The sequence below is a fragment of the Streptomyces sp. NPDC098781 genome (assembly GCF_044759995.1).
In the GTDB taxonomy this organism is placed as follows: Bacteria; Actinomycetota; Actinomycetes; order Streptomycetales; family Streptomycetaceae; genus Streptomyces.
The window spans coordinates 948,525-975,079 of record NZ_JBIWAK010000001.1; the positions used below are offsets into that span (position 1 = coordinate 948,525).

Sequence of the window (26,555 nt, forward strand, 5' to 3'; positions counted from 1 at the left end):
GCACCGTCACCCGAGGGAGTCCCTCACCCGAGAGGGCCCGCCGGCTGAGAGAGCCCCTCACCCGAGAGGCCCGCCGCCGAGACAGCCCCGCACCCGAACAGGACCGCCACAACGCCCGAGGAGCCCGTGATGAAGTACTACCTGCTCAATGTGATCCAGCCCGTCGGGGGACCGCCCGCCCCGGACGTCCTCGGCGAGATCGAGAAGAACCTCGACGCACTCAACCGGGAGCTGCGCGAGGCGGGCGCCTGGGTGTTCGCCGGGGGCCTGCACGGACCGGAGTCCTCCACCGTGCTGCGCCCCCGCGACGGCGACGTCCTCGTCACCGACGGCCCGTACGCCGAGGGCAAGGAGATGCTCGGCGGCATCAGCCTCATCAAGGCGCCCGACCTGGACGCGGCTCTCGAATGGGGCCGCAAGCTGGCCCTGGCGACCACCCTGCCGATCGAGGTCAGGCCGTTCATGGGCGAAGCCGAGGACCGGTGACGGTCCCGGACGTCGAGGCCGTCTTCCGTGCGGAGTACGGCCGCGCGGTCGCCGTCCTGGTCCGCTTCCTCGGCGACATCGACCTCGCCGAGGAAGCGGTCCAGGACGCCTTCACCATCGCCCTGCGACGCTGGCCGGAGACGGGCGTGCCGCCGAGCCCGGCCGGCTGGATCATCACCACCGCCCGCAACCGCGCCGTCGACCGGCTGCGCCGGGAGGCCACGCGGGACCGACGCCAGGCCCAGGCGGCCCTGTTGAACGCCCCCGACGCACCCCGCGAGGAGGGCCCCGTGCGCGACGAACGGCTCCGGCTCGTCTTCACCTGCTGTCACCCCGCCCTGGCCGTCCAGGCAAGGGTCGCGCTCACGCTGCGGCTGCTCGGCGGTCTGACCACCGCTCAGATCGCCCGGGCCTTCCTGGTGCCCGAACCGACCATGGCGCAACGCCTGGTGCGGGCCAAGGCGAAGATCCGCGACGCCGGCATCCCGTACCGCGTGCCCCGCGACGCCGACCTGCCGGACCGGCTCAGCGGAGTGCTGGCCGTCGTCTACCTGATCTTCAACCAGGGGTACGAGGGTGACGCGGCCCTGTGTGCGGAGGCCGTACGCCTCGGCCGTCTGCTGGCCGAACTCATGCCGGACGAGCCCGAGGCGACCGGGCTGCTCGCGCTCATGCTCCTGGTCGAGTCCCGCCGGCCCGCCCGGCAGGACGAGCACGGCACGCTCGTGCCGCTGCCGGAGCAGGACCGGGGCCTCTGGGACCGTGACCTCGTCGCCGAGGGCCAGTCGCTCGTCCGCCGATGCCTGCGCCGGGGGAAGCCGGGGCCGTACCAGCTCCAGGCGGCGATCCAGGCCGTGCACAGTGACGCACCGACCGCGCGGGACACCGACTGGGAACAGATCCGACAGCTCTACGACCACCTGATGGCCGTCGCCCCCAGCCCGGTCGTGGCCCTGAACCGGGCGGTAGCCGTGGCCGAGGTCGAGGGCCCGGCCCCGGCGCTCGACCTCGTGGACGCGCTGGACCTCGACACCTACCACGTCTTCCACGCCGTCCGCGCGGACCTGCTGCGCCGCCTCGGCCGTGGCACGGAAGCGGTACGGGCGTACGAGAGGGCCGTCGAGCTCACGCAGAACCCGGCCGAGCGCGGCTACCTCGAACGCCGGCGCGGGGAGCTCGTCGGTGGGTGAGCCTTGCGGCAGTAGTGGCGAATGTGCGTCCCTCGCCCGAGAAGTGCCAGGTCACAGGCGAGGTGAAGGGTACTCAGGTGGCGCAATGACGCAGTAACACCACTGGGCGGACACCGTCGGTATGGTCACCGCATGCCAGCCGAACGAACCCGCGAGCACACCGCGCCGCTCGCCGCCGCACGCCGCCGACGGCTGCGTGCGGACCGGGCGCGGCAGCTCGCGGATCTGCTGCGGCACCTGGTCCTGACCGGAGGATTTCCCAGCGGCGCGCTGCCCCACGAGGACGTGCTCGCCGCCGACTACCAGGTGTCCCGCAACACCGTCCGGCACGCCCTGGACCTGCTGCGCGCAGAGCAGCTCGTCGAACGGCAGCCCGGCGTCGGCACTGTCGTCGTCGCCGAGAAGTACCCGCACGGCCTCGACCGGCTGATGGGACTCGCGGAAACCCTGCGGGAACACGGCCGGGTCACCAACGAGGTACGCACCATGGGCCCCGTCTCCGCGCCGGCACCCGTGGCCGCACGACTGCGCCTGCCCACCGGCACCGACGTGCTCTACATCGAGCGGCTGCGCAGCCTCAACGGGCTGCCGCTCTCGCTCGACCTCACCTATCTGCCGCTGGACATCGGCGGCGAACTGATCGGCGCCGACCTGGAGAACACCGACGTCTTCCGGCTGCTGGAGCAGACCACCGGGCAACCACTCGGACACGCGGAGATCACCCTGGAGGCCGTCAACGCCGACGCGCACTCCGCCACCGTGCTCCAGGCGCCGCGCGGCACCGCCGTACTGATGCTGGAGCGCCTCACCCACCTGTGCGACGGCAGGCCCGTGGACCTGGAGTTCATCCGGTTCCGCGGGGACCGGATCGCGATGAGCGGCCTGCTGCGCCGCTCCCTCTGAACGCCCTCGCGATCCCGCGAGGCGTTTCTCCCGCCCCGAGCAGTACCTCACTGGAGACAGCCATGCCCTTGGTGCCCCAGCGGGCCGACGTGCCCGTGACCGTGGACGAGTCGAAGTGCATCGACGGCTGCACGCTCTGCGTCGACATGTGTCCGCTTGACTCCCTGGCGATCCACCCCGACAGCGGCAAGGCGTACATGCACGTCGACGAGTGCTGGTACTGCGGCCCGTGTGCCGCACGCTGCCCCACCGGGGCCGTCACGGTCAACATGCCCTACCTGCTGCGGTGAAAGGCCACCGATGAAACGCGCCCGCGCGATGAAACGCACGCCCGCGAAGAAGCACACGACCCCCGCCGCCCTGCTCTCCACCGCCCTCCTCGGCACCCTCCTCACCGGGTGCGGCGACGCGTCCGCCGGCGACGCCACCCACGTCACCGTCACCGTCGGCTACCAGTCCAAGACCATCAACACCGTCACCGCGGGCACCCTGCTGCGCTCCCTCGGCTACTTCGAACGCGAACTCGCCGCACAGGGCGAGCGCGACGGCATCACCTACAAGGTCGACTGGCAGGACTACGCCACCGGCGCCCCGATCACCGCCCAGATGACCGCCGGGAAGACCGACATCGGTTCCATGGGCGACTTCCCGCTGCTCATCAACGCCGCCCGGGGCGAGCAGCTGAACCGCCCCACCCGGCTCGTGTCCGTGACCGGCTACAACCTGCGCGGCGCCCTCAACACCGTGGTCACCGCCCCGCAGTCCACGCTCGGGTCGCTGAAGGACCTGCGGGGCAAGAGGGTGTCCACCAGCGTCGGCTCGGCGGCCGACGGGACCCTCGTACGGGCCCTCCAGCAGGCCGGGCTCGACCCGGACGAGGACATCCGCAAGCTCAACCAGCAGCCGTCGGTGGGCGCTTCGGCACTCCAGGCCGGCAGCGCCGACGCCCTCTCGCAATTCGTGGCCTGGCCCGGGCTGCTCGCGTTCCAGGGCAAGGCGAAGGCGCTGTACGACGGGGCGGAGCTGAACCTGCCGACCTTCCACGGCGTCACGGTCCGCGAGGACTTCGCCGAGCAGCGGCCGAAGGTGCTCGACGCCTTCCTCACCGCGCAGATCGAGGCCACGCGCTATCTGAACGATCACCCCGTCCAGGCCGCCGAGAAGGTCGCCGCCGCCACCGGTCTGCCTCCCGAGGTCGTCTACCTCTACAACGGCAGGGGCGGCATCGCCACCTTCGATCCCGCCCTCAAGCCCGGCCTCGTCGCCGCGCTCAAGAAGGACGTCCCGGTGCTGCGTTCGGCGAAGCTCGTGGGCGACGTGGACGTGGACGCCTTCGTCGACGACGGCCCGCTGAAACGGGTGCTCGGCAGCGCGTACCCGAAGCAGCTCGCCGCCGCCCCCGAACCCTCCGGCGGCGAGGTCTGGCTCAAGGGCGAGGACCGCACCCGGGCGTTCGAATCGCCCGCCGCGCTGTTGCGATTCGTGGCCGCGCACAAGGGCCGGGTGCGCGCCGCCTACGTCCCGGACGCCACCACCGGCACCCGCTGGTACGCGGACCGGGCCGTCTGGGTCCGGCACGGCCAGGAGCTGAGCCCCTTCGTCACCGCCTCCGCCGCCCGCGCGTTCATCCAGGCCCACCCCGGCGCCCGGACCGTCTCCTACTCGGCCGCACTGGGGCACGCCTCATGACCGCGCTGACCACTCCGACGCGTGCCCCGGTGCCCGTACGGCGCGCACACCGGTTCCGGCCCGTCGTCCGCGTCCTGTCACTGCTCGCGGCGCTCGCGCTGTGGCAGTTGCTCACCACGCTCGACGTCCAGCTGTGGCTGCGCTTCGACCAGTTCCCGTCCGTCACCGACGTGGCCCGGGAGTTCGGGCGGCGGCTCGGTGACGGGGCCTACTGGCAGGACGTGACCGACAGCCTGCGCAGGATCGTCACCGGTTTCCTGCTGGCGGCGGTACTCGGCGTCGCCGCGGGCGTGGCCGTCGGTCGCTCCCGGTGGGCCGCCGACCTGATCGGGCCGGTCCTGGAGGTGCTGCGGCCCGTTCCGGCCATCGCGCTGGTACCGGTGGCGATCCTGCTCTTCCCGACCAACGAGCAGGGCATCGTCTTCATCACCTTCACCGCGGCCTTCTTCCCGGTGCTGGTCGCCACCCGGCACGCGGTGCGGGCGCTGGCACCGGTGTGGGAGGAGGCGGTGCTGACCATGGGCGGCGGACGGTGGAGGGTGCTCGCCTCCGTGGTGCTGCCCGGCGCGCTGCCGGGGATCTTCGGCGGGCTGTCGGTCGGGATCGGGGTCTCGTGGATCTGTGTGATCTCCGCGGAGATGATCTCCGGCGAGTACGGGATCGGCTACCGCACCTGGCAGGACTACACGGTCATCGACTACCCGGGCGTCCTCACCGGCATCGTCAGCATCGGCCTGCTCGGCTGGCTCACGTCCACGCTGGTGGAACTGCTGGGGCACAGGCTGACGCACTGGCTGCCGCGGCGTGAGGGGAGGGCCACATGACGAGCACGGGAACGGACATCGCGACCACGGCCTCGCGGACCGGCGGGCCGCCGTTCGGGGCACGGCTCGGCCTCACCGGCGCCCAGCTCGGACGGCCGCGTGCCGTCGTGCTGCACGAGCTGGACCTCGAAGCCGCGCCGGGCGAGACGCTGACCGTCGTCGGCCCGTCCGGGTGCGGGAAGTCGACCCTGCTGCGCACCCTGGCCGGGCTGCTGCCGCCGCTCGCCGGCCAGGTCACGCGGGACGGGCGGCCCATCACAGGGCCCGGCGCCGACCGGGCGCTGGTCTTCCAGGAGGACGCGCTGCTGCCCTGGCGCACGGCCCGCGCCAACGTCGAACTGCCCCTGGCCATCAGGGGACTGGGCCGAGCCGAGCGCCGGGACAGGGCGCGGGAGTGGCTGAACCGGGTCGGACTGGCGGGCCGGGAACGGCAGTTGCCGCACCGCCTCTCCGGCGGACAGCGCCAGCGGGTACAGCTCGCCCGCGCACTCGCCGGACAGCCGCGCGCCGTGCTGATGGACGAGCCGTTCGGTGCCCTGGACGCGCAGACCCGGGCCGGTATGCAGCAGTTGCTGGTGGAGGCCCTGCACGGCACCGGCGCCACCGTCGTCTTCGTCACGCACGACGTGGACGAGGCCCTGTTCCTCGGCGACCGGGTCGCCCTGCTCGGCGACGGCGGACTCACCGGGGTGCGGACGGTGCCCCGGCCCCGTGACCGCGGGGCCCGCGACGACCCCGCGACCGTGGCTCTGCGCCGCGACATCTTCGACTCCCTCGGCCCCCGTACGTCCTGAAAGGCGCCCCGCCATGACCCCCGCCCCCCTGACGGAGATCCCCTCCCTCGACTCGGCCGAGGAGCTGACCTGCGACGTCCTCGTGATCGGCGGCGGCACCGCCGGCACGATGGCCGCACTGACCGCCGCCGGGCGCGGCGCGTCCGTCCTGCTGCTGGAGAAGGCCCACGTACGGCACTCCGGTGCGCTGGCCATGGGCATGGACGGGGTCAACAACGCCGTGATCCCCGGCCGCGCCGAACCGGACGACTACGTCGCCGAGATCACCCGCGCCAACGACGGCATCGTGGACCAGTCGACGGTCCGTCAGACCGCCACCCGGGGTTTCGAGATGGTCCGGCGCCTGGAGTCGTACGGGGTGAAGTTCGAGAAGGACGAGCACGGCGAGTACGCGGTCCGGCAAGTGCACCGCTCGGGCTCGTACGTGCTGCCGATGCCCGAGGGCAAGGATGTCAAGAAGGTCCTCTACCGGCAGTTGCGCAGGCGGGAGAACCGGGAGCGGATCCGGATCGAGAACCGGCTGATGCCGGTGCGGGTCCTGACCGCCGGCGGGAGGGCGGTCGGCGCCGCCGCGTTCCACACCCGCACGGGCGCCTTCGTGACCGTGCGCGCCGGCGCCGTCATCCTCGCGACCGGGGCATGCGGCCGGCTCGGACTGCCCGCGAGCGGCTATCTGTACGGCACGTACGAGAACCCCACCAACGCCGGCGACGGCTACGCCATGGCGTACCACGCGGGCGCCGAGCTCACCGGTATCGAATGCTTCCAGATCAACCCGCTCATCAAGGACTACAACGGCCCGGCCTGCGCGTACGTCGCCAACCCCTTCGGCGGCTACCAGGTGAACCGGCACGGGCAGCGGTTCGTCGACTCCGACTACTGGTCCGGGCGGATGATGGCGGAGTTCGCCGCCGAGGTCGCCTCCGACCGCGGTCCCGTCTACCTCAAGCTCAGCCATCTCCCCGAGGAGTCGGTGTCGGCGCTGGAGTCGATCCTGCACTCCACCGAGCGCCCCACCCGCGGCACCTTCCATGCCGGACGCGGCCACGACTACCGCACGCACGACGTGGAGATGCACATCTCCGAGATCGGACTGTGCGGCGGACACTCCGCCTCCGGCGTACGGGTCGACGACCACGCCCGCACCACCGTGCCGCGCCTGTACGCGGCGGGTGACCTGGCCTGCGTACCGCACAACTACATGATCGGCGCGTTCGTCTTCGGAGACCTCGCGGGCGCGGACGCCGCCCAGTACACCGCGTACCAGGGCGAGTTGCCGCGTGCGCAGCTGGCCGAGGCCCATGAGCTGATCTACCGGCCGCTGCGCAACCCGACGGGCCCGCCACAACCCCAGGTCGAGTACAAGCTGCGCCGTTTCGTCAACGACTATGTCGCCCCGCCCAAGAGCGGAGCCCGGCTCTCCCTCGCGCTGGAGCACTTCGAGCGGATGCGGGACGAGATCGCGGGCATGGGGGCGGGCACCCCGCATGAACTCATGCGCTGCGCCGAGGTGTCGTTCATCCGTGACTGCGCGGAGATGGCGGCCCGGTCCTCGCTGGCCCGCACCGAGTCCCGCTGGGGCCTCTACCACGAGCGCCTGGACCATCCGCGCCGCGACGACACGGCCTGGCTGCACCACCTCGATCTGCGCAAGAGCCCGACCGGGGCGATGGAGTTCACCGCGCGTCCCGTCGATCCGTATCTCGTCCCCGTGTCCGAGTTCACCCCCACCGGCGGCCCCTCCCGTCACCTGGGGGAGGTGCACCCGCTGCCGACCGCGACGGCGGGACGGGCGGACACACCGCCGGCAGCGTCCGACGAACCGTCGGGCAGCGCCGGCCCCGCCACCGGCACGACGCACGGAACCTCGTCGGAATCCGCCCGGGAACGGCTCCTCGAACTCGTCGCGCTCACCGAGGAGGAACCCGATCTCCCCGCCCTGGAGCCCTACTTGAAGGACACGGACCCCGCCGTGCGGCTCGGCGCGGTGGCGGCGCTCACCGAGACGGCCCCGCTCGGAGCCGGCCCCGCGCTGGCCCACGCCCTGCACGACCACGACGGGCAGGTGCGGGCGGCGGCCGCGTCGTCGCTGAGGGAGCTCGCCGAAGTCCTGCCCGCCGACGGTGAGTTGCGGGCCCCGCTGGTGTCGGCCCTGACGTCGCCCGACCCCACGGTCCGCGCGGCGGCACTGGACGTCCTGCGGGCCCTGCGGCTCGGGGACGCGGCGCTGTTCGCCGGGCACGGCCACGACCCGGAGATCGATGTGCGGCTGGCCGCCGTACGGGCCCTGGTGTCGGTGGACGCGGCCGAGTCTCTGTCCGCGGCGGCCGGCGACACCGCCCGAGAGGTACGGGTCGCCGTGGCGCGCGGGTTCGCCGCACTGGCCCCGCGGGAAGGGGACGTCCCCGCCCTGCACGGCCTGCTCCACGACCCCGACGCCCTGGTGCGCGCCGCGGCCCTGGAAGCACTCGGCGTCCTCGGCCTCCCGGACGCACTCCTGGCCACCGTGACGGCGGCGCTCGCCGACCCGGCCTGGCAGGTCCGTGCCGGGGCCGCCAAGGCCCTCGGCGGGACGGCACCGGAACACGGCGTTCCGTCGCTGGCGGGGCTGCTGGGCGACCCGGACGCCGATGTGCGCAAGGCCGCCGTGCTCGCTCTGCTGCGCCATGCCGCGCACGAGGAAGCCCGTGCCGCACTGGCCACCGCGGTCGAGGACCCGGACGCCGACGTCCGTGCGTACGCGGGACGCGCGGCGCGTTGAACCGGTGCCTTCGAATCCCGGAGCGTCGAGGCGCGTTGGGCCCAGCGGCGCTCCGCGGCTCTCACGGCTTTGGTCTATACCTTGTCTGGTCTACACCCTTGACTGGTACAGACCAAAGCGGTTGAGTGTCTCCCCAACACCCCCCACCACGGCCGCCCCCACGCCGTGACCGACACCGTCGGTGCGTGCGCACAAGGTGCTGGTTCCTCCTGCCCTTGGACGGGTGCGGCCGTGCTCCGCAAAGGAGTTGATCCTGTGTCGAGGCGCCGCATAGCCGCACTTGTCTCCTCGCTAACCCTGGGCAGCGCAGCGCTGCTGCTCCAGCCGGCCCCGAGCGCGTCCGCCGCCGGGTTCGTCGTCAGCGAGGCGCAGTTCAACCAGATGTTCCCGAACCGGAATTCGTTCTACACCTACAGCGGTCTGACCGCCGCGCTGAGCGCCTACCCCGGCTTCGCGAACACCGGCAGCGACACCGTGAAGAAGCAGGAGGCAGCCGCCTTCCTGGCCAACGTCAACCACGAGACCGGCGGGCTCGTCCACATCGTCGAACAGAACACCGCCAACTATCCCCACTACTGCGACCGGAGCCAGCCCTACGGCTGTCCCGCCGGCCAGGACGCCTACTACGGCCGTGGCCCGATCCAGCTCAGCTGGAACTTCAACTACAAGGCCGCCGGTGACGCGCTCGGCATCGATCTGCTCAACAACCCCTGGCGGGTGCAGAACGAGTCGGCCGTCGCCTGGAAGACCGGCCTGTGGTACTGGAACACCCAGTCCGGCCCCGGCACCATGACCCCCCACAACGCCATGGTGAACCAGGCCGGCTTCGGCCAGACCATCCGCTCCATCAACGGCTCCCTGGAGTGCGACGGCAAGAACCCGGCCCAGGTGCAGAGCCGCGTCGACGCCTACAACCGGTTCACCTCGATCCTCGGCGTCTCCCCGGGCGGCAACCTCTACTGCTGACGCTCCGTGTGCCCGTGGCGTGTGCCAGACTCCGCTGATGACCTCCGAAACGATCACCGCGGACGCCGCGGGCCCCTGGAAGCTCGGCGACCTGTCCGTGAGCCGCGTCGGCTTCGGCGCGATGCGGCTCACGGGCAGCGCCGCCTTCCACCACGGCACGCCGAGCGACCGGGCACGCTCGATCGCGGTGCTGCGCAAGGCGGTCGAGCTCGGCGTCGATCACATCGACACGGCCGCCTTCTACTTCTCGGCGACGCGCTCCGCGAACGAACTGATCAACAGCGCGCTGGCGCCGTACCCCGAGGGCCTGGTGATCGCCACCAAGGTGGGGCCCTTCCGCGACTACTCCGGCGACTGGGGCACCGCGGCCCGCCCCGACCAACTGCGCGGCCACGTCGAGGAGAACCTGCGCCAGCTCGGCCGCGACCACCTGGACCTCGCCTACCTGCGCCGCACGCGACAGGACTCCATCGCCGAGCACTTCGGCGCGCTGGCCGAGCTGCGGGAGGCGGGCCTGATCCGGCACCTCGGCATCTCCGCCGTGGAACCACGGCATCTCGCCGAGGCGCAGGCCATCGCGCCGGTGGTGAGCGTGCAGAACCGGTACGCGCTCGACCGGCCCGACCCCGAGGGCGACGAACTCCTGCGCCGGTGCGGCGAGCAGGGCATCGCGTTCGTGCCGTTCTACGCCGTCGCCGGGGACGCGGGGGAGCGGGGTGCGACCGCCGCCCACGACGACGAGGTGCTCGCGGTGGCGCGGGCGCACGGCGCGAGCCCCGCCCAGGTGCGCGTCGCCTGGACCCTGCACCAGGGCCCGCACGTCCTGGCCATCCCCGGCACCGGCAACCCGGAACACCTCGCCGAGAACGTGGCCGCCGGCGCCCTGCGCCTGACCGCCGACGAACTGGCCCGGCTCAACGCGGCCCGCGAGCAGGTCGGTTGAGCCGGCCCTTCGGTGAGACTCAGCCCGTGTACCCGGTCACCGGGTAGTGGTCGGACAGGTTCGTGTACGTGTAGTCCGTGCCCCAGCTCGACACCGTCCAGGGCGCGCTCTGCTCCTTGACGACGTCGTTCTTCCAGATCGCCGGCCGGGCGTGACCCGCACGGTGCAGGACGTAGTCCAGGTCCTCGCGCGGGTCGTCGGGGTACCGGTCGCGGGCGATGGAGTTGTCCTGCGTGTCGAAGGAGTACGGGTGCCCGGTGCGGGCGTCGGCCCCCACCAGCCCGCCGTCGGCGAGCATCGAGGCGTACTCCGACGTACGCGAGTCGACGTTCAGGTCACCGGCGAGCAGCACCTGCTCGTTCGCCGGGATGTTCTTGGCGTCCAGGAACGCGTCGATCGTCTTGAACTGCCGGCTGCGCATCGCGGCGGCCTCCCCGGCGGCACAGCCCGGGTCCGTCGACTGGGCGTGTGTGCCGACGACGTGCACCTTGGTGCCGTTGACGTTCAGCACGACGTACGCGAAGCCCTTGTTGGACCACCAGTCGGCCCCGCAGGCGTCCTTGTAGACCCACTGCTCCTTGCGCACGATCGGCCACTTGCTGAGGATCGTGACCCCGCCGTCCTCGGGCGTGGTCGCCGAGTAGGCACCGCCCGTGGCGTCCCAGCCGCTCTTGGAGCGGCCGACCACCGGGGTCTGGTACGGGTAGCGGCCGGCGAGCGAGCTCTTCAGCGCGTCCGAGGACGAGTTGTCGAACGCCTCCTGGAACACGACGACGTCGTTGCCCTGCGTGAACGGGGCCTTGGCGATCTCGGCGGCCCGGTGGTCCTGGCCCCAGTTCGGGTACAGGGTCTTGCTGAACAGGAAGACGTTGTACGACAGCACCTTGAGCGGCGGGGCCTGCTCGGCGGCCGTCGCCTCGGGCGCCGCGCCCACGAGACCGGCGGTGGCGAGCGAGAGGGCGAGCACGGCCGAACCCTGTGCACGGCGATGTGCGTTGAGCGTCACTGGAGCTCCCTGTGATCGAAGGGGGTTGAGTGGCGTCGCACATCAAATCAGCAGGGATTACCCCTAGGTAACACGTGTGCGGGAATTGGATGGCGTAGGGACGTACGCAGAGAACTTGTTCAGACAAGCCACGTTCCGTTTCGCATCAGATGCCGTTGCGGCAGTTCCCGCTGCCCGTGCCACGCCTGCACCGCGCGCGGGCGCACCCGGTAGAAGGCGTACCGCGCGGAGTCGCCGCGTGGATCCCACCCCGTCTTCGCGCGGAACGCCTCGGCCGCCTCGGCCGGCACGTCGTCGCGGTCGTGGACCTCCACATCGCCGTCGATGAGGACGACGTCGCTCGTGTCGCCGAAGGCGAGCCGGGTCCGGCGCCCGGCGCGCAGGTTGCGGCCCGTCGGGTTGCCCGGGCGTGTGGCCATCCAGAGCGCCTCGCCGTCCCAGACGAACCACAGCGCGACCAGACACGGCACCGCGTCGGCGTCCGCCGTGGCCACCCAGATGTCGGTCTCCCGCTCCAGCCGGTCCAGCACGTCCCGCTTGCGGTGCTCGGCCGTGCGCGGTTCCTTCATGATCGTCATGCCCGGAACGCTAGTGATCGGCGGCTCCTCGCGCCTCGGGCGGCAGGCGTAGGACCGTGGTCCCGGTCATGACTGGCGCCGCCGAGGTTTTACGTATAACCTCTCCCGTCAACCGCCTGCCCCGGAAGGTCCCGATGAGCCGTATCGCCCTGGTCACCCTCGTCGTCGACGACTACGACGAGGCGATCCGCTTCTATACCGAGGCCCTGGGCTTCCGGCTCGTCGAGGACACCCCGCGTCCCGACGGCTCCCGCTGGGTCGTCGTCCAGCCCGGCGACCAGGGCACCGCGCTGCTGCTGGCCCGAGCCAAGGGCGAGGAGCAGCGCGCCCGGGTCGGTGACCAGACCGGCGGGCGCGTGGGGTTCTTCCTGCACACCGAAGACTTCGCCCGTGACCATGCCCGTATGCTCGCCGCGGGCGTGACCTTCCTGGAGGAGCCCCGGCACGAGCCGTACGGCTCGGTCGCCGTCTTCCAGGACCTGTACGGCAACCGCTGGGACCTGCTCCAGCCTGTCGGCTGACCCGCCTCCCGCCCTCTCCGAACCGCCCGATCGAGGAAAGACCACGCCATGACCGCTACGCGCGTAGACGCCGAAGTGATCCGCCGCCTCCCCAAGGCCGTCCTGCACGACCACCTGGACGGCGGCCTGCGCCCCGCCACCGTGGTGGAGCTCGCGGAAGCGGTCGGCCACACCCTGCCCACCACCGACCCCGACGAGCTCGCCGCCTGGTACTTCGACGCCGCGAACTCCGGCGACCTGGTCCGCTATATCGCCACCTTCGAGCACACCCTCGCCGTGATGCAGACCCGCGAGGGCCTGCTGCGCACCGCCGAGGAGTACGTCCTCGACCTGGCCGCCGACGGTGTCGTCTACGGCGAGGTGCGCTACGCCCCCGAGCTGAACACCAACGGCGGGCTGGCCCTGGCCGAGGTCGTCGAGACCGTCCAGGAGGGCCTGGCGGCGGGCATGGCCAAGGCCGCGGCGGCGGGCACCCCGGTGCGCGTGGGCACCCTGCTGTGCGGCATGCGGATGTTCGACCGGGTGCGCGAGGCCGCCGACCTGGCCGTCGCCTTCCGGGACGCCGGTGTCGTCGGCTTCGACATCGCCGGTGCCGAGGCCGGCTTCCCCGCCGCCGACCACCTGGCCGCCTTCGAGCACCTGCGCCGCGAGAGCGTGCCGTTCACCATCCACGCCGGTGAGGCCGACGGCCTGTCCAGCATCCACCAGGCCGTGCAGATCTGCGGCGCCCAGCGCATCGGCCACGGCGTGCGCATCACGGACGACATCGTCGACGGCAAGCTCGGCCGGCTGGCCGGCTGGGTGCGCGACCGCCGGATAGCGCTGGAGATGTGCCCGACCTCCAACCTCCAGACCGGCGCCGCCACCTCCATAGCCGGGCACCCGATCACCGCGCTGAAGGACCTCGGCTTCCGGGTCACCCTCAACACCGACAACCGGCTGGTGTCGGGCACGACGATGACCCGGGAGATGTCGCTGCTGGTCGAGGAGGCCGGCTGGACGGTCGAGGACCTGCGCACGGTCACCGTGAACGCCCTGAAGAGCGCGTTCATCCCGTTCGACGAGCGCAAGGCCCTCATCGAGGACGTCGTTCTGCCGGGTTACGCGGCCGAACTCTGAAACAGCCCGCGGGCGCGGGTGTCGGACACCTAGGACACGAGCCCGCGGACGTAGGCGGCCTGTCCGACGTGCTGGAGATCGTCGGACAGGACGCTGACCAGCCGTACGCCGAGGGTGACCGGTGGATCCCAGCGCTCGTCCACGACACGTTCCAGGTCCTTGGCGGCCACCTCGCGCAGCGCCCCCAGCGTCCGCGCGTGCACGGCGTCGTGGTAGCCGGTCAGCAGGTCACCGGAGTCGACCCGCACCTTGGCGACCTTCGCCGAGGTGTGGCCGTAGCCGGTGTCGTGGCGCGGCAGATCGAGCCCGAAGGTCTTCTGCCAGTCCTCGGTCAGCCACACCTGGTCGAGTGCGAAGGCGTCGGCGATGTGATCGTCCTGGACCCGGGTCAGATGCCAGACCAGCCAGGCGATGGAGTTGGCGTCGGGGGTCGGGCGGCTGTGCAGGGCGTCGGGGTCGAGACCCTCGACGGCGGCGTGGACTTCTTCCTGGATGCGGTTGAACCCGTCGATGAGGATGTCCTTGGCATGCATGGATCCACCATCGCGCACCCTTCCGTCAGGCGCCCTCGGTCTCCAGCAGGGCCATCAGCGCCCGGGCCGCCGGGCTCGTGGCCTGTGCCGGCGGCAGCAGGGCCACCGTCTCGTAGACGGTCTCGCCGGTGCCCTTCACGGGCAGCGCGGTCAGGGCCGGCCGCTTGTGCCGGAAGTGGCGCGGCACGACGGCGATGCCCAGGTTCTCGTCCACCAGGTCCAGCAGACTGTGCACGTCGTTGACCTCAAGGGACACCGTCCGCCGCACGCCCGCCGCGGCGAACACGGCATCGGTCGCCCGGCGCGGCCCCCAGTCCGGGTGGAAGTCGACGAAGACCTCCCCGCCCAGCTCCTCCGGGGTGACCGGTGCCCCGGCGGTCGCGAGCCGGTGGCTCGGATGGCACAGCACGGTCATCGGCTCGCTGGTCAGCGGTACGACGCGCAACTGGTCGGTGTCCTCCTGCGCCGTCCGCACGGCGAAGGCCAGATCGAGCCGCCCGGCCGCGACCTCCTCCGCCAGCGCGCCGGAGCCGGCCTGCCGCAGACAGATCTCCACGTCCGGATGTTCCCGCCGGAAAGCCGCGAGCAGCCCCGCCACATGCACCCCGGCGATGCACTGCTCGGACCCGAGCGCCAGCATCCCGCGCAGCACGCCCTGCACCGCGGCGACCGCCTCATGGGCGGCCCGCACCTGCGCCAGGATCCGCTCCGCCTCGCAGAGCAGGGCGCGGCCCGCCGGAGTGAGGGTCACCCTGCGGGTCGTACGGACGAACAGCGGGGTCTGCAACTCCCGCTCCAGGGCCCGGATCGAGGCCGACAGGCCGGACTGGGACACCAGCAGGCGCTCGGCCGCCCGGGTGAAGTGCTGGTCCTCGGCGACCGCCACGAAGTGCTGGAGATGGCGCAGTTCCATGATTGAGCAGCGTAGCCGCTGAATCCCATCTGATTTACCTGTTGGACCACTGCACGCAGGTCGCGACAGCATGGACGGCAACCGGAACACCGGCTCTGCGGAGCCTCCCCTCGTGTGCCAACCCCTCTGGAGTCGCGTTGTACACCGCACACCCCGACCGCTACGCGGACATGCCCTACCGGCGCACCGGACGCAGCGGTCTGAAGCTCCCCGCGCTTTCCCTCGGACTGTGGCACAACTTCGGTCCGGACCGCCCGGTCGAGACCCAGCGAGCCATCCTGCGCCGCGCCTTCGACCTCGGCGTCACCCACTTCGACCTGGCCAACAACTACGGCCCGCCGCCCGGGGCCGCCGAGTCGGCGTTCGGCGAGGCCCTCAAGGCGGACTTCGCGCCGTACCGCGACGAGATGATCATCTCGACCAAGGCCGGCTATCTGATGTGGCCCGGCCCGTACGGCGAGTGGGGCTCGCGCAAGTACGTGCTGTCCTCGCTCGACCAGAGCCTGAAGCGGATGGGCCTGGACTACGTCGACATCTTCTACTCGCACCGCCCCGACCCGGAGACTCCGCTGGAGGAGACGATGGGAGCCCTGCACTCCGCCGTGCAGCAGGGCAAGGCGCTCTACGTCGGCGTCTCCAACTACTCGCCCGAGCAGACCCGCGAGGCCGCCCGCATCCTGCGCGAGCTCGGCACCCCGCTGCTCATCCACCAGCCGGCCTACTCGATGCTCAACCGCCGCCCCGAGGAAGAGGGACTCCTCGACACCCTGGACGAACTCCAGGTCGGTTCGATCGTCTTCTCCCCGCTGGCGCAGGGGCAGCTGACCTCCCGCTACCTCGACGGCATCCCGAAGGACTCGCGGGCCGCGAGCGGCAGCCCCTTCCTGAACGCCGACGCGATCACCGAGGAACTGCTCGGCAAGCTGCGCGCGCTAGACGAGATCGCCACATCCCGTGGCCAGACCCTGGCCCAGCTCGCCCTGGCCTGGGTGCTGCGCGGCGGCCGGGTGACCTCGGCGCTGGTCGGTGCCAGCAGCGCGCGGCAGATCGAGGACAGCGTCGCCGCGACCCGCAACCTCGACTTCGACGCGGAGGAGCTGGCCCGCATCGAAGAGGTGCTCAAGGGCTGAGCCGTTCGGTCAGCCGAACGGTGACGGAGTCACCCTCCTGCTTCCCGATGGCCTGGCGCACATCCGCCTTCACGGGGAGCTTGTGGGTGCCGTCCCCGAGGGCCATGAACGAACTGCGGAACGGATGTCCGTCGATCGTCCCGCTGATCTTGACCAGTCCGCGGGTGCCGAAGAACTCGACGGACTCCGGCCATACGACATAGGTCCAGCCGCCCTTGCTCGGGCTCTTGCGCAGGACGGCGGTGAATTCCGCTTCCACGCGCGCACCTGTGGTCATGATGTCCTCCGTTCGCGGCGGTCTCTCCGGCTTTCACTGGACAAGACCGCCGCAAGACGGAGAACTCATCGGTCAGGCGCCGGCGGGCAGCTGGTCGAAGAAGCCGAGGACCATGGTGATCCGTCCCTCGGCGTCCAGCGTGATCACGTCGGAGCCGGCCACGGCCGCGGAGCCGGCGGCTGAAGGAGACGATCCCAAACGGCGGTCGGAGTTGGCAGTGACGGTGGACCAGATACGGCGAAGGAGGTGGCGCCAGGTCAGGTGCCGCCAGCTTTCCAAGCCGACCTGATCGAGGCGGTCGTGGTCGTCGCCGTCCCGGCGGGTCAGGCGACCGCCCTGCCGGTGTCAGACACACGGATGGTTCCCTGTCCGCCGCTGCCCCGGCTCACCTGGGCCGCCCACACGGCGGCCCCCAGCCCGGCCACACCCGCCGGCGCCGAGATGACCCCGGCCACTTGATCGGCCCGGTCCCAACTGAGCGCGGAGAACACAGCCGCGAGCGCCGCCACCGCCCCGGCGCTGACTCCGATGACAACGCGTTGCGCTCCAGCCATGAACCCGTCATGGCCCACGGCCCGGGCCTGGCGGGAGACTTCTGGGACGGTGGGTGACGACCGTTAGCCAGGTGTGGTCGGGCGCACCAGATGACCACAGCGACCGGATGGCCGCGCCGAGGTACACCCGGCGGGTCATCTGGCCCTTCGCGCAGACCGGAGCGGCACTGAGGTGCTGGGCGTCCAGGTGTCGGCCATCGTTCTCCGACGCTGCGTATGCGGACGGCGCGGGGGGACTGTGCCGCCCTGGTCGATCTAGATGGTCGTAGATGAATGCGTGCGGGACCACGTCGCCCCTTGATGACCATGCTGATCTCGGCGGCCGCGATTATGAGGCTGCCGATGTCGATGGCCGCTTCGGTGTCCGGCACGGCCAGACCCGGAGCTGCGTGCCCACGGGATCCGAGCCGGCCCAGCAGGGACCGGATGACAGCCGACTTCCGGTTGTGTCGACGGCGTAGTCCACGCCACCGCTGGCTATTTCCTTGATGTATGCCGCTGCGTTCTCCGTGCGGCCCAGGCCAGCGTGATCAGCGCGCCTGCCCAAGCCCGGCCTGACGTTCGTTGGGGCATGGCAGCATGGACGCCGCTCGACCAGATGTCGACATCAGGCGAACTTGACGTCTTCGATGTCGATGGTGATGAGTTCGATGTCGCGCTGCACCACCCCGTCCTCTCCCAGTGGGTAGACGCGTCGCCTGGTGGGAAGTGTGATCCCGCCGAACTCCCTGTGGTCGAAGGCGTAGTGCGCGGCCGGTCCAGCATTGATGACCTCTGCGGTGTAGTCGTGCCTGCGGAGCAGTCCTTCCTGGTCGAAGTAGAAGACTTGCTCCCGGCTGTGCGTGGCGATTTCGTCGGGGAAGGTGACCTTGAGCCGATTCCACTGCTCGTCACCCTCAACGACGGGCGGCAGTTCCTCGGTCCGGAAGCCGGGAGAACCGAAGGTGAACGGGGACGTCAGGTACGTCCACATCGCGTAACCGGCGAAGTAGGCGACGTGCAGGTCGTCCCAAGGGGTCTCGAGCGTGTGCCCGGCGAACGCGTCCCGGGGAGCCAGTCGCTCAGCCTGCACCTCGCCGTCGTCACTCTCCACGGCCACCCGGTCGGCCGTGAAGGAGGAGCGAAGCCCTGGTGCGGTGAAGGGGTAGTGACTTGCGTGCTGCCGATGAAGGTCGACTCGGACGGCAGCACGGTCGAGTATTCCCTCCTTGCCTTTCAGGGCCCAGAGCACCCCTCCGGAGCGGAAGTCGACGGTGGCCGACTCGTACTGGGCATAGCGGTCCAGACCGCCGTGCGCCCTGATGACATGGGCCGTGAGATCACTCATGACGTGGTCCTCTCTGGTGTACGCCGTCGCCTCTCGGTGGCGGCCTCGGGTATCCGATGCTCGATAATGACCGGTCGTCTTGAAATGCGCAAGTGGTGAACTGGCGCCGCCGAACCGACTCGCGCGCTCGCCGTGGTCCCTGCGCGGGAACACGGTGCAAGGTCTCCTGTGATCTAGAGGGTCGCAGGCTATGATGAGACGGTTGGTCGTATTACCTTGGGAGTTAAGATGGCCAGAGCCAGCCTGCGTGAGAACATCGTCAATGCGGCGGTCGAGCAGTTCCACATCTTCGGTTTCACCGCGGCCGGGGTGAAGGACATCACCGGCGCGGCAGGCGCGCCCAAGGGCTCCTTCTACAACCATTTCGAGAGCAAGGAAGCCCTGGCTGTCGTCGCCGTGGAGCGGTACGGGGCCACCCGTGGGCTGACGGCCCTCGGCGACACGAGCGTGCCGCCCCTCGTCCGGTTGCGTCAGCATTTTGAAGCCCTGCGCGACGAGAGTCTCGCCTACGGGTTCAGCCGGGGCTGTCTCATCGGTGATCTGGCCACCGAGATCGCCGACCACAGCGAGGTTGTTCGGAAGGCCGTACAGGACAGCTTGCAGCAGTGGTGCAACGCCCTGAGCGGGGCGATCGCCGAAGCCCAGCAGGCGGGCGAGGTCACCAAGGCCATGGAGGCCGACACCATCGCGCGGTTCATCCTCGGCGCCTGGGAGGGAGCGCTTGTCTCGGCGCGCTCCGACAAGTCGTCGAAGGCGTTCGAGTCCTTCTTCACCGTCGTCTTCGGCGTCGTCCTGCGCTGAACGACCGGCCATCAGCGCTGGATGCAGGCAGGCCGTTCACATGCCCGGGACACGCAGGTCCACCAAGCCTGTCGTGCTGCGGCCGTTGGCACGTGCTGGCCACCACTTCCACGATGAGCAGGCCGCTGCCGTGCTCTGCCTCGGCGTTCTCCTCCTGGGCCGAGGCCAGCGGTGAGGGGACCGGCGGAACTGCGGCCACGACAGGGAACCAGCAGGTCAGGCTCGTAGGTGACGGCGCCAGTGATGTGCGCACGCACTCGCCGCCGGACTGTAGCGCTGTTGCATGACAAGTCGCGGTCAGTGCCGGTTCATGAGTCCGGTTTCCCATGCCCAGGCGGCGATCTCCACGCGGTTCCGGGCGGACAGCTTGGTCTGCACGTTGCCCAGGTGGGTCTTGACCGTGCCCACGGTGATCGACAGTTCGGTGGCGACTTCCGCGTTGGTCAGTCCCTGGGCCACCAAACGAACCAAGTCCAGTTCGCGGGTCGACAGTGCGGAGTGCGCGGTTCGGCGGGTGGTCGCCGCACTATTGAGGGTGCGCAGCAGCCGTACCGTGATGGAGGGGCTGACCAGCGCCTCACCCGAAGCCGCCGCCCGGACGGCCTCGACCAGCAGGGCGGGACCGGAGTCTTTGATGAGGAATCCGCTGGCGCCGTCGCGCAGGGCGCGGTAGACGTACTCGTCGTCATCGAATGTGGTAGCGATGACGACTTTGGGCGGGTTGACGACACCGGGGCGGGCCAGGCGGCGCAGCGCTTCGAGGCCGTCGAGGCGGGGCATCCGGATGTCCATCAGCACGATGTCGGGGCGGTGCCGCTCCGCAAGTTCCACTGCCTGCAGGCCGTCCGCGGCCTCGGCGACGACCTCGATGTCGTCCTCGGCGGCGAGGATCATCGCGAACCCGGCACGAACCATGGCTTGGTCGTCGGCTATCAGTACGCGGATGGTCATCGGGGCGCTCCGATCGGAACTGGGGTGGCCGGGAGAGTGGCTTCGACAGCCCAACCACCGCCTACCTCCGGGCCCGCCTGGATACTGCCGCCGATCAGACGCACTCGTTCGGCGAGGCCTTTCAGCCCGAAGCCGCCGGCGGAGCCGTGGCTGCTCCCGCGCGGCCGTCCGTCGTCGCTGATCCCTACTGTGACCGCGCCCGCGGACCGGGCCACGCACACCTGCACCTTGGTGCAACCGTGCGCGTGTTTACGCACGTTGGTCAGCGCTTCCATGACCACGCGGTGTGCGGTGGTGGTGATCTCCACGGGCAGATCGTCGAAGCTGCCCTCCAGCTCGAGCCGAGCTCGCGCGCCGCCGACTGCCGAGAAACCCGCGACGAGCACACGGATCTCGGGGATGCCCGCAAGTGGTGCGAGAGCCGGTTCCTTTTCTCCGCCGCCGGTGTCGCGCAGCATCCCCACCATGTGCCGCATGGAGGTCAGAGCCTCCGCTCCAGCCTGCTCGATCCGTTCCAGCGAGGGCCGCACGAGTTCCGGCCGTCGCCCGGCGATCGCCAGCGCGCCCTGTGCCTGGACGACGATGCCGGTCACATGGTGGGCGACGAAGTCGTGCAGGTCGCGCGCGAACTCCGTGCGCTGCTCAATGCGCAGTGACTCCGCCCGGCGCCGCCGATCCACCCGGATCAGACGCCAAACGACGCCGGCACCGAGAACCGTCGTCGCTCCGACAGCGAAGAACAGAGCGATGATGAGGCTCATGTCTCCGACACGGACCGCGATCGGCCGGAGCACGATGGCCGCCCACATGAGGGGAGGGGCAGCCCACGACATCCACCACCGCCGTCCACGCAGGGGGATGAGCATCAACAGCCACAACAGCGCGAACGGCTCGGCGAATCCGTGGGCAGTGCTGGAGGCGCTCCCGTCTTCGCTTCCGCCGCGCAGGACGGCCGAGACAACCAGTGACGCCGCCGCCGCCAGTGCTCCGACCACTGGCAGCACCCGGGCACCGAGCCAGGGGGAGACGAAGACTGCGGCCACGGCGAACAGAGCGACGAGCAGCTTGGCGAAGGCCATCCCGTGGGAGCCGATCAGATTGGCCCCGTAGTCGTACCGCAGCTCCGCAAGGAGTGCCGTCAGCCAGAGCAGCCATGCCGCCCAGGGCAGCAGGGGCCGCGTCCGTGCCCACATGTGACGGACGGCGACAGAAACTGCTCGGCCTTTGTCCGGCCGCCCTGGATGGGTCTTTCGCGGGATTTGGTGCGCGGGGCGGTCCAGCAGACTTGTCGCCCAACGGGTGCTTCCGCTCTCCGTCATACCGGCAGCATGTCATGATCGGCATCGGTCATTTTCACCGAGTTCACGATGCTGCTCGCGGTGCGTCGCGCGCAGGCGCCCCGGCTGGTACGGAAGGCCGGCTCTGACCGGCTCTGGCAGACGTCCACTCCGCCAGCACGTTTGAGCGGCCCATCGGGGCCCGCCTCCGAACCCGAGCGGCGCTTTGCTGCACCACCTTTGCCGTCTTGCTGTTACCCGTTACCCGCTACCCGCGGCACCGGCCATTCCTTCGCGTGACGGAGAGCCTGTCTGTCAGTCGGCCGAAAGTCGTAGCGGCCACCGCAGGATCTTCCTTTCGCCGGATCCGCTTCCCGACGTCGTTGCGGAAGGGTCATCTGCGCCGGTCATCGGTTCGTCATCCATCCCCGGCGGGAGCACGCGACCGGCGAAACCCGCGTCGCAAGCGTTGGAGATTGCGTGCTCGGCCACCTGGCGGCGCTGGCGCAGTCACACACAACTCTGGAGGAATCAAACATGGGCGATGTCAACTTGCGATTTGAGGCGATACCAGTGTTCGCGCCCCTGATTGCCTTGTTTCTTGCCTTCCTCGCCCTGCGGGCGGCGCGCGGCAAGGCGGGGCCGCGGTGGGACTGGAAGTACGTGCCTGTCCGGATGCTGACGGCGATCTACATCGCAGGTGTACTTGGCTTCACGTTCTTCCCCTTCCAGATCATGTATGGCAAGTACGCGGATCACATGGTCTGGTACAACCAGGTCAACTGGCTGCCGTTGGTCACCCTGGACTCGAGTGCCATACCCAACGTGATCCTGACCGTTCCGCTGGGGATGGCGCTCCCAATCCTGTCAGGAAAGGTCACTTCCGCGCGGCGAGCCCTCGCCCTCGGAGCCGCGTTCAGTCTCGCCATCGAGGTGGCGCAGGTACTCGGATGTGTTCTCTTCAACAACTACCGCGGAGCCGATGTCAACGACGTGATCGTCAATGCCCTCGGCTGCATGCTGGGGTATTGGATCGTCCGGCAGGCGTCCAAGGTCTCCTTCCTGAAAGACCTCCTGCAACGCCTGGCGCTGCCCGGTTCCGTTCTGGCGACCGGAGTACAAAGCCTCGGTGCGGTGACCCACAGCCAGGTCCAGCCGAGGTGAGCTCACAAGCATGGACCGCGCGTCCGTGCGTGTCCTTGTCCCGCGTGTGCCGCCAGAAGGTGTAGGCGCGAATCCCCGCGGGAGAGTCCGCGGGTATGGCCAGCCAGGTGATGGGCCCACGATCAGGTAACGGATGGCGCCGATCCCCTGCCTGGAGGGCAGTGGTCCTCCGGCTGCCCACTGCCCTTCGGGCATGCAGTCACTGGCAGCTGCTACCGCACCTCGACGCACTCGGGGCCGGTGTCCGCTGGCCGCAGTGTCGCCGGCGCTGCGGACGGACGGCTGGCATTGCACTACACGTGCGCGAGGCAATCACACGAGGAGGCAGCCGAATTGGAGGACGAGAGCACCGGAACGCACGAGTGGGGTACAGGGATGGGACGCTCTGCCTCCAATGGCGAGTATCTGCACGCCACCGGGCCGGGGCGGGCCTGCCCGGTTTCCGTCGTCACCCCCGATGCGTTCCGTGCCCCATACGTCGGTGAGTCCCTACGGCTGCACGTTCATGCTCTTTTCGAGGGGCTCATGCCCTCGCTCTAGCCGAATGGGTGGCTGAACAACGACGCCGCAGGCATCCGTGATGCTTCGGCCCTGTATCGCCGCTCCCAGTTGAAGGGCCTCTGATGCTGGCTTCGACGCCAGACGTTTCCCACCGACGCTGCCGGCCTGCCGACAGCTATCCGGCCGGACTTCCGCCGGCATGCGACGAGAAGCCTCCGAACAGCAGGTCCACCGCTACGTCACGGTGTCACCTCCTGCTCTGCTGGACGCACGAGAAGCGTCGCCGACCTGCGCGGCCGGCTGACCGACGACGCCTCAGGTGACTGGGGGATCCGCCCAGCGGCCCTGACGGCCTAGAATAGGTGACACTTGTCATCTAAAGCGGGTGGGAGCTCTCAATGGGGCGCGTATCCAAGGCGCAGGCACAGGAGAACCGCGAGCGCGTGGTGGCTGCAGCTTCCCGGCTGTTCAGGGAGCAGGGGACGGACGTCAGCGTCGCCGATGTGATGAAGGCTGTCGGGTTGACTCATGGTGGGTTCTACAAGCAGTTCGCCTCCAAGGAGGCGCTGGTCGCAGAGGCCGCCGCCCGGGCATTCACCGAGCAGGAGGGGATCCGGGCGCAACAGGACGATGCGCATGCGGGGCGGCGCGGCGCCGCCCGCCAGGCCCTGATCGACTGGTATCTGTCGGACGAGCACCGCGACGCTGCCGCCGATGGCTGCCCCACTGCGGGGCTTGCTGTGGACATTGCCCGCGACGGGGGAGATGCCGCGGTGCATCGGGTTTACGCCGATGGCGTGCGTGACTTCGCCGAGTGGCTCGCCGTAGAAGGTGAAGAGGATGGTCTGGTCTGCTTGGCCACCATGGTCGGTGCCCTTCTCCTTGCTCGGGCCACTCACGGCTCGTCGCTGTCCGACGCATTCCTTCACGCCGCGCGCCAGGCCCTGTCTGTGCGCGATTGATCAGGGCGTCGCCACCTGGCGTGGCACCTGGACGCCCTTTAGATGCTAGATGTAATCTAAAAGCGGCGCGGTCCGGCTGCCGCAAAGCACCGAAACTCACACGTGGAGATCCCATGGCCACCTACTCGACAATCCAGACGCAGACTGTCAGTGCGGACAACGGCGTGGACTACGCCTATCGCAGCGTCGGCTCAAGCACCGCCGCGCTGCCCCTGCTTCTGCTGCAGCACTTCCGCGGCAACCTGGACAACTGGGACCCCGCGCTCATCGACGCGCTGGCGCAGGAGCGCCGAGTGATCACATTCGACAACACCGGCGTGGGTGCCAGCAGCGGGCGTACCCCGAACACGGTCGCCGCGATGGCCGCCGACGCCATCGAGTTCGTCGACGCGATGGGCCTGGACAAGGTCGACCTGCTCGGCTTCTCCCTCGGCAGCTTCGTTGCCCAGGAGATCGCACTTCACCGCCCTGACCTGGTCAACCGAATCATCCTGGCCTCCGCAGCGCCGCAGGGTGCTACGGGAATCCACGGCTGGCACCCGGACGTCATCGCAGCGGTCGGCGGGCAGGAGCCGTCGCCGGAGGGCTACATGAGGGTCTTCTTCACGAGCACCCCCGCAGGACAGGAGGCTGGTCAGGCCGCAGCCGGCCGCATCTTCGGCGGGCGAACCGATGGGCATGACGAGCCCACCACGTGGCAGACCCGCCTCGCCCAGTACGACGCGGTGACTCACTGGGGCATCCCCGACCATGCCAGGCTTCAGCGGCTCCAGGGGATCACGCAGCCGGTGCTCGTCGCCAACGGGGACAGCGACCCGATGATCCCGCCGAAGTACTCTCATCTGCTGGCCGGCCTGCTGCCCGACGCCCAGATCAAGATCTACTCCGATGCTGCTCACGGATTCCTTTTCCAGCACCACAAGGAGTTCGCCGCCGACGTCAACACCTTCCTCGGTCGTCAGTAGCCGGGCGACTGGTGAGCATTTCCGGGCCACTGCACGGGTAGGCGATCGAGCAGAGATGGCGATGGGCGGGTTGAAAGCCCAGCTGTCGCGTCGGAGGTCGGCCTCCGGGAGGGCAAGCGGGACGCCGTCCTGCGTCCAGTGGTACGCGCTCACTTCGTGCTTCTCGAACCAGTCCTCGCTGAGGTTCCGCTGCCCGTCCTCGGCGTGCCACCAGAGGTCCCCTCGACCGGCATGGGTCGGCTGGTGCACCGCGCCTCGGGGTGCCCCCGGGGCGCGGGATGGCGGTGGGTGAGGTGCTGGTCAGTCGAGAGGGTTGGTGGTGTCCCGCAGAGCCGAGGTACCCGACCGCGGCGTGATTACGGCGTAATCACTTGCGCCCGTCAGCCGGAAGACAAATCCGGGGAACTGCTCATGGGCGGCCGCGATCACCGCCTCGATCTGCGCATGACCTGCGACGTCCGAGAGCGGGTCGGTGTAGGTGCCGCCCCCGGCCCGGGCGGCCGCGACCGCCTTCGACAGCTCCTCCGGCTCGCCGGCGTTCCAGGCCTCGAAGTAGCGGGCGACGGCGCTCTCGTATCGATCGGTGTTCGCGGACACGGGCGATCGGCCTCCATCAAGGTCGTCACCACTGCTGCGGATCCGGAGCCCCCTCGCGGCGACCCGGCACCCGCAACGATGCCCGCCCGCGCCGGAAATCTCGATTACGCCCGAGGTCATGAGTCGCTCACCACGTTGCTTGACGTGTACCCGGCCCATTTCGGCCATCAGATGCTGTGAATATGCCAGGAGACTGGCCGGAAAGTCATGGTGACAGTGTTTCAGTAGTGAACATACTCACTACGAGGGCGCTTCACATGGGGCGACGACGCCCTTACGCACCGCTCACGAGCCGCACCGAAAGCGAGGTCCGCCGACAGGCGAACACGGCACCACGGGGGAGGCTACGTGCACGACGAGTTCCTTTGCCATGTCACCGCGTACGGCGTCTGCGGCGGGCGGCGCATCGGAGTCCCCCTCGGGACCTACCGGGCACCCACCCTGGCCCTCGCCCTGTGGTGGTTGCGCGACCGGGCGTCCTGGATCGCCGAGCGATTAGACCCGCGACCGGAGGCCGAGCACTTTCCCCCGAGCTCGCTCGTCCCGGTCGCCGACACCGTGCCCGACGTCCCCGCAGTGCTGCGCACCTGGTGCGGCGACGTCGGCCAGCAGGAACTGGTCGCCGACGAGTTGGCGGCCGGACGGCTGGTGCGCATCGCTGTGAGCGACGACACCACCGAATACGAACTGCTCGCCGAGTCGGTGGACGCACTGCGCATGCAGCGGACCGTCCCGGGGCTGGTCGTACCCGTCGCCTGACCTCCCGTCCGGACGGCCGGCGCCCTCGCGCAGGCAGGCGCATACAGGGGCAGATCGATAGAAT

General features: G+C 69.9%; 27 protein-coding genes and 2 pseudogenes. 18 read left to right on the forward strand and 11 right to left on the reverse strand.

Annotated elements, in window-relative coordinates; all coding sequences use genetic code 11:
* Nucleotides 1–129: 129 nt before the first annotated feature.
* From ACIQWG_RS04035 to ACIQWG_RS04080, 10 genes are all read left to right on the forward strand, one after another.
* The gene (locus ACIQWG_RS04035; RefSeq protein ID WP_404089908.1) at nt 130–486 is read left to right on the forward strand and encodes a YciI family protein; all 357 of its coding nucleotides are present in this window, start codon (nt 130–132) and stop codon (nt 484–486) included.
* Nucleotides 483–1,676: an RNA polymerase sigma factor gene (locus tag ACIQWG_RS04040; RefSeq protein ID WP_404089911.1), complete on the forward strand. Its 1,194-nt coding sequence runs from the start codon at nt 483–485 to the stop codon at nt 1,674–1,676. The genes ACIQWG_RS04035 and ACIQWG_RS04040 overlap by 4 nt, the downstream gene beginning before the upstream one ends.
* A 132-nt stretch (nt 1,677–1,808) precedes the next feature.
* A complete protein-coding gene (locus ACIQWG_RS04045; RefSeq protein WP_404089913.1) occupies nt 1,809–2,579 on the forward strand; it encodes a GntR family transcriptional regulator in 771 nt (256 codons plus the stop codon).
* 62 nt (nt 2,580–2,641) lie between these two features.
* Nucleotides 2,642–2,869, forward strand: a complete 228-nt coding sequence (locus ACIQWG_RS04050) for a ferredoxin family protein (protein ID WP_356692750.1) — start codon at nt 2,642–2,644, stop codon at nt 2,867–2,869.
* Nucleotides 2,870–2,897: 28 nt separating this feature from the next.
* Complete coding sequence (locus ACIQWG_RS04055) at nt 2,898–4,268, forward strand: ABC transporter substrate-binding protein (protein WP_404089915.1); 1,371 nt, start codon at nt 2,898–2,900, stop codon at nt 4,266–4,268.
* Nucleotides 4,265–5,092 carry an ABC transporter permease gene (locus tag ACIQWG_RS04060; RefSeq protein ID WP_404089917.1) on the forward strand — a complete coding sequence of 276 codons (828 nt, stop codon included), beginning with the start codon at nt 4,265–4,267 and terminating at the stop codon, nt 5,090–5,092. Before ACIQWG_RS04055 ends, ACIQWG_RS04060 begins: the two co-directional genes overlap by 4 nt.
* Nucleotides 5,089–5,886 (forward strand): ABC transporter ATP-binding protein, encoded by a 798-nt coding sequence (locus ACIQWG_RS04065; RefSeq protein WP_404089919.1) that lies wholly within the window; start codon nt 5,089–5,091, stop codon nt 5,884–5,886. The genes ACIQWG_RS04060 and ACIQWG_RS04065 overlap by 4 nt, the downstream gene beginning before the upstream one ends.
* Nucleotides 5,887–5,899: 13 nt before the next feature.
* On the forward strand, nt 5,900–8,647 hold the full coding sequence (locus tag ACIQWG_RS04070) for a fumarate reductase/succinate dehydrogenase flavoprotein subunit (RefSeq protein WP_404089921.1): 2,748 nt from the start codon (nt 5,900–5,902) through the stop codon (nt 8,645–8,647).
* A gap of 255 nt (nt 8,648–8,902) precedes the next feature.
* A complete protein-coding gene (locus tag ACIQWG_RS04075) occupies nt 8,903–9,613 on the forward strand; it encodes a chitinase (RefSeq protein WP_404089923.1) in 711 nt (236 codons plus the stop codon).
* 37 nt (nt 9,614–9,650) lie between these two features.
* Nucleotides 9,651–10,556 (forward strand): aldo/keto reductase, encoded by a 906-nt coding sequence (locus ACIQWG_RS04080; protein WP_404089924.1) that lies wholly within the window; start codon nt 9,651–9,653, stop codon nt 10,554–10,556.
* Between the two features lie 19 nt (nt 10,557–10,575).
* On the opposite strand, the gene sph is transcribed toward ACIQWG_RS04080, so the two are convergent.
* Nucleotides 10,576–11,562 carry a sphingomyelin phosphodiesterase gene (gene sph / locus ACIQWG_RS04085; RefSeq protein ID WP_404089926.1) on the reverse strand — a complete coding sequence of 329 codons (987 nt, stop codon included), beginning with the start codon at nt 11,560–11,562 and terminating at the stop codon, nt 10,576–10,578.
* A 119-nt stretch (nt 11,563–11,681) separates the two neighbouring features.
* Nucleotides 11,682–12,140 (reverse strand): pyridoxamine 5'-phosphate oxidase family protein, encoded by a 459-nt coding sequence (locus ACIQWG_RS04090; RefSeq protein WP_404089928.1) that lies wholly within the window; start codon nt 12,138–12,140, stop codon nt 11,682–11,684.
* Nucleotides 12,141–12,274: 134 nt separating this feature from the next.
* Between ACIQWG_RS04090 and ACIQWG_RS04095 the strand changes: the two genes are divergently transcribed.
* Entirely contained in the window at nt 12,275–12,661 is a 387-nt protein-coding gene (locus ACIQWG_RS04095) for a VOC family protein (RefSeq protein ID WP_404089930.1), read from the forward strand.
* Nucleotides 12,662–12,709: 48 nt separating this feature from the next.
* Nucleotides 12,710–13,780 (forward strand): adenosine deaminase, encoded by a 1,071-nt coding sequence (locus tag ACIQWG_RS04100; protein ID WP_404089932.1) that lies wholly within the window; start codon nt 12,710–12,712, stop codon nt 13,778–13,780.
* Between the two features lie 29 nt (nt 13,781–13,809).
* On the opposite strand, the gene ACIQWG_RS04105 is transcribed toward ACIQWG_RS04100, so the two are convergent.
* Both ACIQWG_RS04105 and ACIQWG_RS04110 read right to left on the reverse strand, forming a co-directional pair.
* Nucleotides 13,810–14,313, reverse strand: a complete 504-nt coding sequence (locus tag ACIQWG_RS04105) for a DUF664 domain-containing protein (RefSeq protein ID WP_404089934.1) — start codon at nt 14,311–14,313, stop codon at nt 13,810–13,812.
* 25 nt (nt 14,314–14,338) lie between these two features.
* Nucleotides 14,339–15,226, reverse strand: a complete 888-nt coding sequence (locus ACIQWG_RS04110) for a LysR substrate-binding domain-containing protein (RefSeq protein ID WP_404089936.1) — start codon at nt 15,224–15,226, stop codon at nt 14,339–14,341.
* Nucleotides 15,227–15,363: 137 nt separating this feature from the next.
* On the opposite strand from ACIQWG_RS04110, the gene mgrA reads away from it, so the two are divergent.
* Nucleotides 15,364–16,356, forward strand: a complete 993-nt coding sequence (gene mgrA, locus ACIQWG_RS04115; protein ID WP_404089938.1) for an L-glyceraldehyde 3-phosphate reductase — start codon at nt 15,364–15,366, stop codon at nt 16,354–16,356.
* Here mgrA and ACIQWG_RS04120 read toward each other — a convergent pair.
* The 4 genes and pseudogenes from ACIQWG_RS04120 to ACIQWG_RS04135 form a co-directional block, all read right to left on the reverse strand.
* Entirely contained in the window at nt 16,346–16,633 is a 288-nt protein-coding gene (locus tag ACIQWG_RS04120) for a DUF1905 domain-containing protein (protein ID WP_404089940.1), read from the reverse strand. The genes mgrA and ACIQWG_RS04120 overlap by 11 nt on opposite strands.
* Before the next feature lie 72 nt (nt 16,634–16,705).
* A pseudogene (locus ACIQWG_RS04125) lies at nt 16,706–16,813 on the reverse strand (nuclear transport factor 2 family protein); the annotation flags it as partial.
* 143 nt (nt 16,814–16,956) lie between these two features.
* Nucleotides 16,957–17,187, reverse strand: coding sequence for a hypothetical protein (locus tag ACIQWG_RS04130; RefSeq protein WP_404089942.1), 231 nt, complete (start codon nt 17,185–17,187; stop codon nt 16,957–16,959).
* A gap of 607 nt (nt 17,188–17,794) precedes the next feature.
* Nucleotides 17,795–18,514, reverse strand: a complete 720-nt coding sequence (locus ACIQWG_RS04135; protein WP_404089944.1) for a hypothetical protein — start codon at nt 18,512–18,514, stop codon at nt 17,795–17,797.
* A 228-nt stretch (nt 18,515–18,742) separates the two neighbouring features.
* Here ACIQWG_RS04135 and ACIQWG_RS04140 point away from each other — a divergent pair, with 228 nt between their 5' ends.
* A complete protein-coding gene (locus ACIQWG_RS04140; protein ID WP_404089946.1) occupies nt 18,743–19,315 on the forward strand; it encodes a TetR family transcriptional regulator C-terminal domain-containing protein in 573 nt (190 codons plus the stop codon).
* 297 nt (nt 19,316–19,612) lie between these two features.
* Here ACIQWG_RS04140 and ACIQWG_RS04145 read toward each other — a convergent pair whose 3' ends face one another.
* Both ACIQWG_RS04145 and ACIQWG_RS04150 read right to left on the reverse strand, forming a co-directional pair.
* The gene (locus tag ACIQWG_RS04145) at nt 19,613–20,266 is read right to left on the reverse strand and encodes a response regulator (protein WP_404089947.1); all 654 of its coding nucleotides are present in this window, start codon (nt 20,264–20,266) and stop codon (nt 19,613–19,615) included.
* On the reverse strand, nt 20,263–21,459 hold the full coding sequence (locus ACIQWG_RS04150; RefSeq protein WP_404089949.1) for a sensor histidine kinase: 1,197 nt from the start codon (nt 21,457–21,459) through the stop codon (nt 20,263–20,265). Before ACIQWG_RS04150 ends, ACIQWG_RS04145 begins: the two co-directional genes overlap by 4 nt.
* Nucleotides 21,460–22,023: 564 nt before the next feature.
* On the opposite strand from ACIQWG_RS04150, the gene ACIQWG_RS04155 reads away from it, so the two are divergent.
* The 3 genes from ACIQWG_RS04155 to ACIQWG_RS04165 all read left to right on the forward strand — a co-directional run bounded on the left by ACIQWG_RS04155 (nt 22,024) and on the right by ACIQWG_RS04165 (nt 25,135).
* Entirely contained in the window at nt 22,024–22,707 is a 684-nt protein-coding gene (locus ACIQWG_RS04155) for a VanZ family protein (protein WP_404089951.1), read from the forward strand.
* Nucleotides 22,708–23,606: 899 nt separating this feature from the next.
* Complete coding sequence (locus tag ACIQWG_RS04160; RefSeq protein WP_404089953.1) at nt 23,607–24,170, forward strand: TetR family transcriptional regulator; 564 nt, start codon at nt 23,607–23,609, stop codon at nt 24,168–24,170.
* 113 nt (nt 24,171–24,283) lie between these two features.
* The gene (locus ACIQWG_RS04165; protein ID WP_404089955.1) at nt 24,284–25,135 is read left to right on the forward strand and encodes an alpha/beta fold hydrolase; all 852 of its coding nucleotides are present in this window, start codon (nt 24,284–24,286) and stop codon (nt 25,133–25,135) included.
* 366 nt (nt 25,136–25,501) lie between these two features.
* Here ACIQWG_RS04165 and ACIQWG_RS04170 read toward each other — a convergent pair.
* A pseudogene (locus ACIQWG_RS04170) lies at nt 25,502–25,732 on the reverse strand (nuclear transport factor 2 family protein); the annotation flags it as partial.
* Nucleotides 25,733–26,080: 348 nt separating this feature from the next.
* Here ACIQWG_RS04170 and ACIQWG_RS04175 point away from each other — a divergent pair.
* On the forward strand, nt 26,081–26,491 hold the full coding sequence (locus ACIQWG_RS04175) for a hypothetical protein (protein ID WP_404089956.1): 411 nt from the start codon (nt 26,081–26,083) through the stop codon (nt 26,489–26,491).
* Nucleotides 26,492–26,555 lie beyond the last annotated feature (64 nt).

What these genes read in the sequence shown, in the direction of transcription:
- ACIQWG_RS04035 (WP_404089908.1), top strand. Translation starts at nt 130, where the DNA reads ATGAAGTACTACCTGCTCAATGTGATCCAGCCCGTCGGGGGACCGCCC.
- ACIQWG_RS04045 (WP_404089913.1), top strand. Translation starts at nt 1,809, where the DNA reads ATGCCAGCCGAACGAACCCGCGAGCACACCGCGCCGCTCGCCGCCGCA.
- ACIQWG_RS04050 (WP_356692750.1), top strand. Translation starts at nt 2,642, where the DNA reads ATGCCCTTGGTGCCCCAGCGGGCCGACGTGCCCGTGACCGTGGACGAG.
- ACIQWG_RS04055 (WP_404089915.1), top strand. Translation starts at nt 2,898, where the DNA reads ATGAAACGCACGCCCGCGAAGAAGCACACGACCCCCGCCGCCCTGCTC.
- ACIQWG_RS04060 (WP_404089917.1), top strand. Translation starts at nt 4,265, where the DNA reads ATGACCGCGCTGACCACTCCGACGCGTGCCCCGGTGCCCGTACGGCGC.
- ACIQWG_RS04065 (WP_404089919.1), top strand. Translation starts at nt 5,089, where the DNA reads ATGACGAGCACGGGAACGGACATCGCGACCACGGCCTCGCGGACCGGC.
- ACIQWG_RS04070 (WP_404089921.1), top strand. Translation starts at nt 5,900, where the DNA reads ATGACCCCCGCCCCCCTGACGGAGATCCCCTCCCTCGACTCGGCCGAG.
- ACIQWG_RS04080 (WP_404089924.1), top strand. Translation starts at nt 9,651, where the DNA reads ATGACCTCCGAAACGATCACCGCGGACGCCGCGGGCCCCTGGAAGCTC.
- ACIQWG_RS04090 (WP_404089928.1), bottom strand. Translation starts at nt 12,140, where the DNA reads ATGACGATCATGAAGGAACCGCGCACGGCCGAGCACCGCAAGCGGGAC.
- ACIQWG_RS04095 (WP_404089930.1), top strand. Translation starts at nt 12,275, where the DNA reads ATGAGCCGTATCGCCCTGGTCACCCTCGTCGTCGACGACTACGACGAG.
- ACIQWG_RS04100 (WP_404089932.1), top strand. Translation starts at nt 12,710, where the DNA reads ATGACCGCTACGCGCGTAGACGCCGAAGTGATCCGCCGCCTCCCCAAG.
- ACIQWG_RS04105 (WP_404089934.1), bottom strand. Translation starts at nt 14,313, where the DNA reads ATGCATGCCAAGGACATCCTCATCGACGGGTTCAACCGCATCCAGGAA.
- ACIQWG_RS04110 (WP_404089936.1), bottom strand. Translation starts at nt 15,226, where the DNA reads ATGGAACTGCGCCATCTCCAGCACTTCGTGGCGGTCGCCGAGGACCAG.
- ACIQWG_RS04120 (WP_404089940.1), bottom strand. Translation starts at nt 16,633, where the DNA reads ATGACCACAGGTGCGCGCGTGGAAGCGGAATTCACCGCCGTCCTGCGC.
- ACIQWG_RS04130 (WP_404089942.1), bottom strand. Translation starts at nt 17,187, where the DNA reads ATGGCTGGAGCGCAACGCGTTGTCATCGGAGTCAGCGCCGGGGCGGTG.
- ACIQWG_RS04135 (WP_404089944.1), bottom strand. Translation starts at nt 18,514, where the DNA reads ATGAGTGATCTCACGGCCCATGTCATCAGGGCGCACGGCGGTCTGGAC.
- ACIQWG_RS04140 (WP_404089946.1), top strand. Translation starts at nt 18,743, where the DNA reads ATGGCCAGAGCCAGCCTGCGTGAGAACATCGTCAATGCGGCGGTCGAG.
- ACIQWG_RS04145 (WP_404089947.1), bottom strand. Translation starts at nt 20,266, where the DNA reads ATGACCATCCGCGTACTGATAGCCGACGACCAAGCCATGGTTCGTGCC.
- ACIQWG_RS04150 (WP_404089949.1), bottom strand. Translation starts at nt 21,459, where the DNA reads ATGTGGGCACGGACGCGGCCCCTGCTGCCCTGGGCGGCATGGCTGCTC.
- ACIQWG_RS04160 (WP_404089953.1), top strand. Translation starts at nt 23,607, where the DNA reads ATGGGGCGCGTATCCAAGGCGCAGGCACAGGAGAACCGCGAGCGCGTG.
- ACIQWG_RS04165 (WP_404089955.1), top strand. Translation starts at nt 24,284, where the DNA reads ATGGCCACCTACTCGACAATCCAGACGCAGACTGTCAGTGCGGACAAC.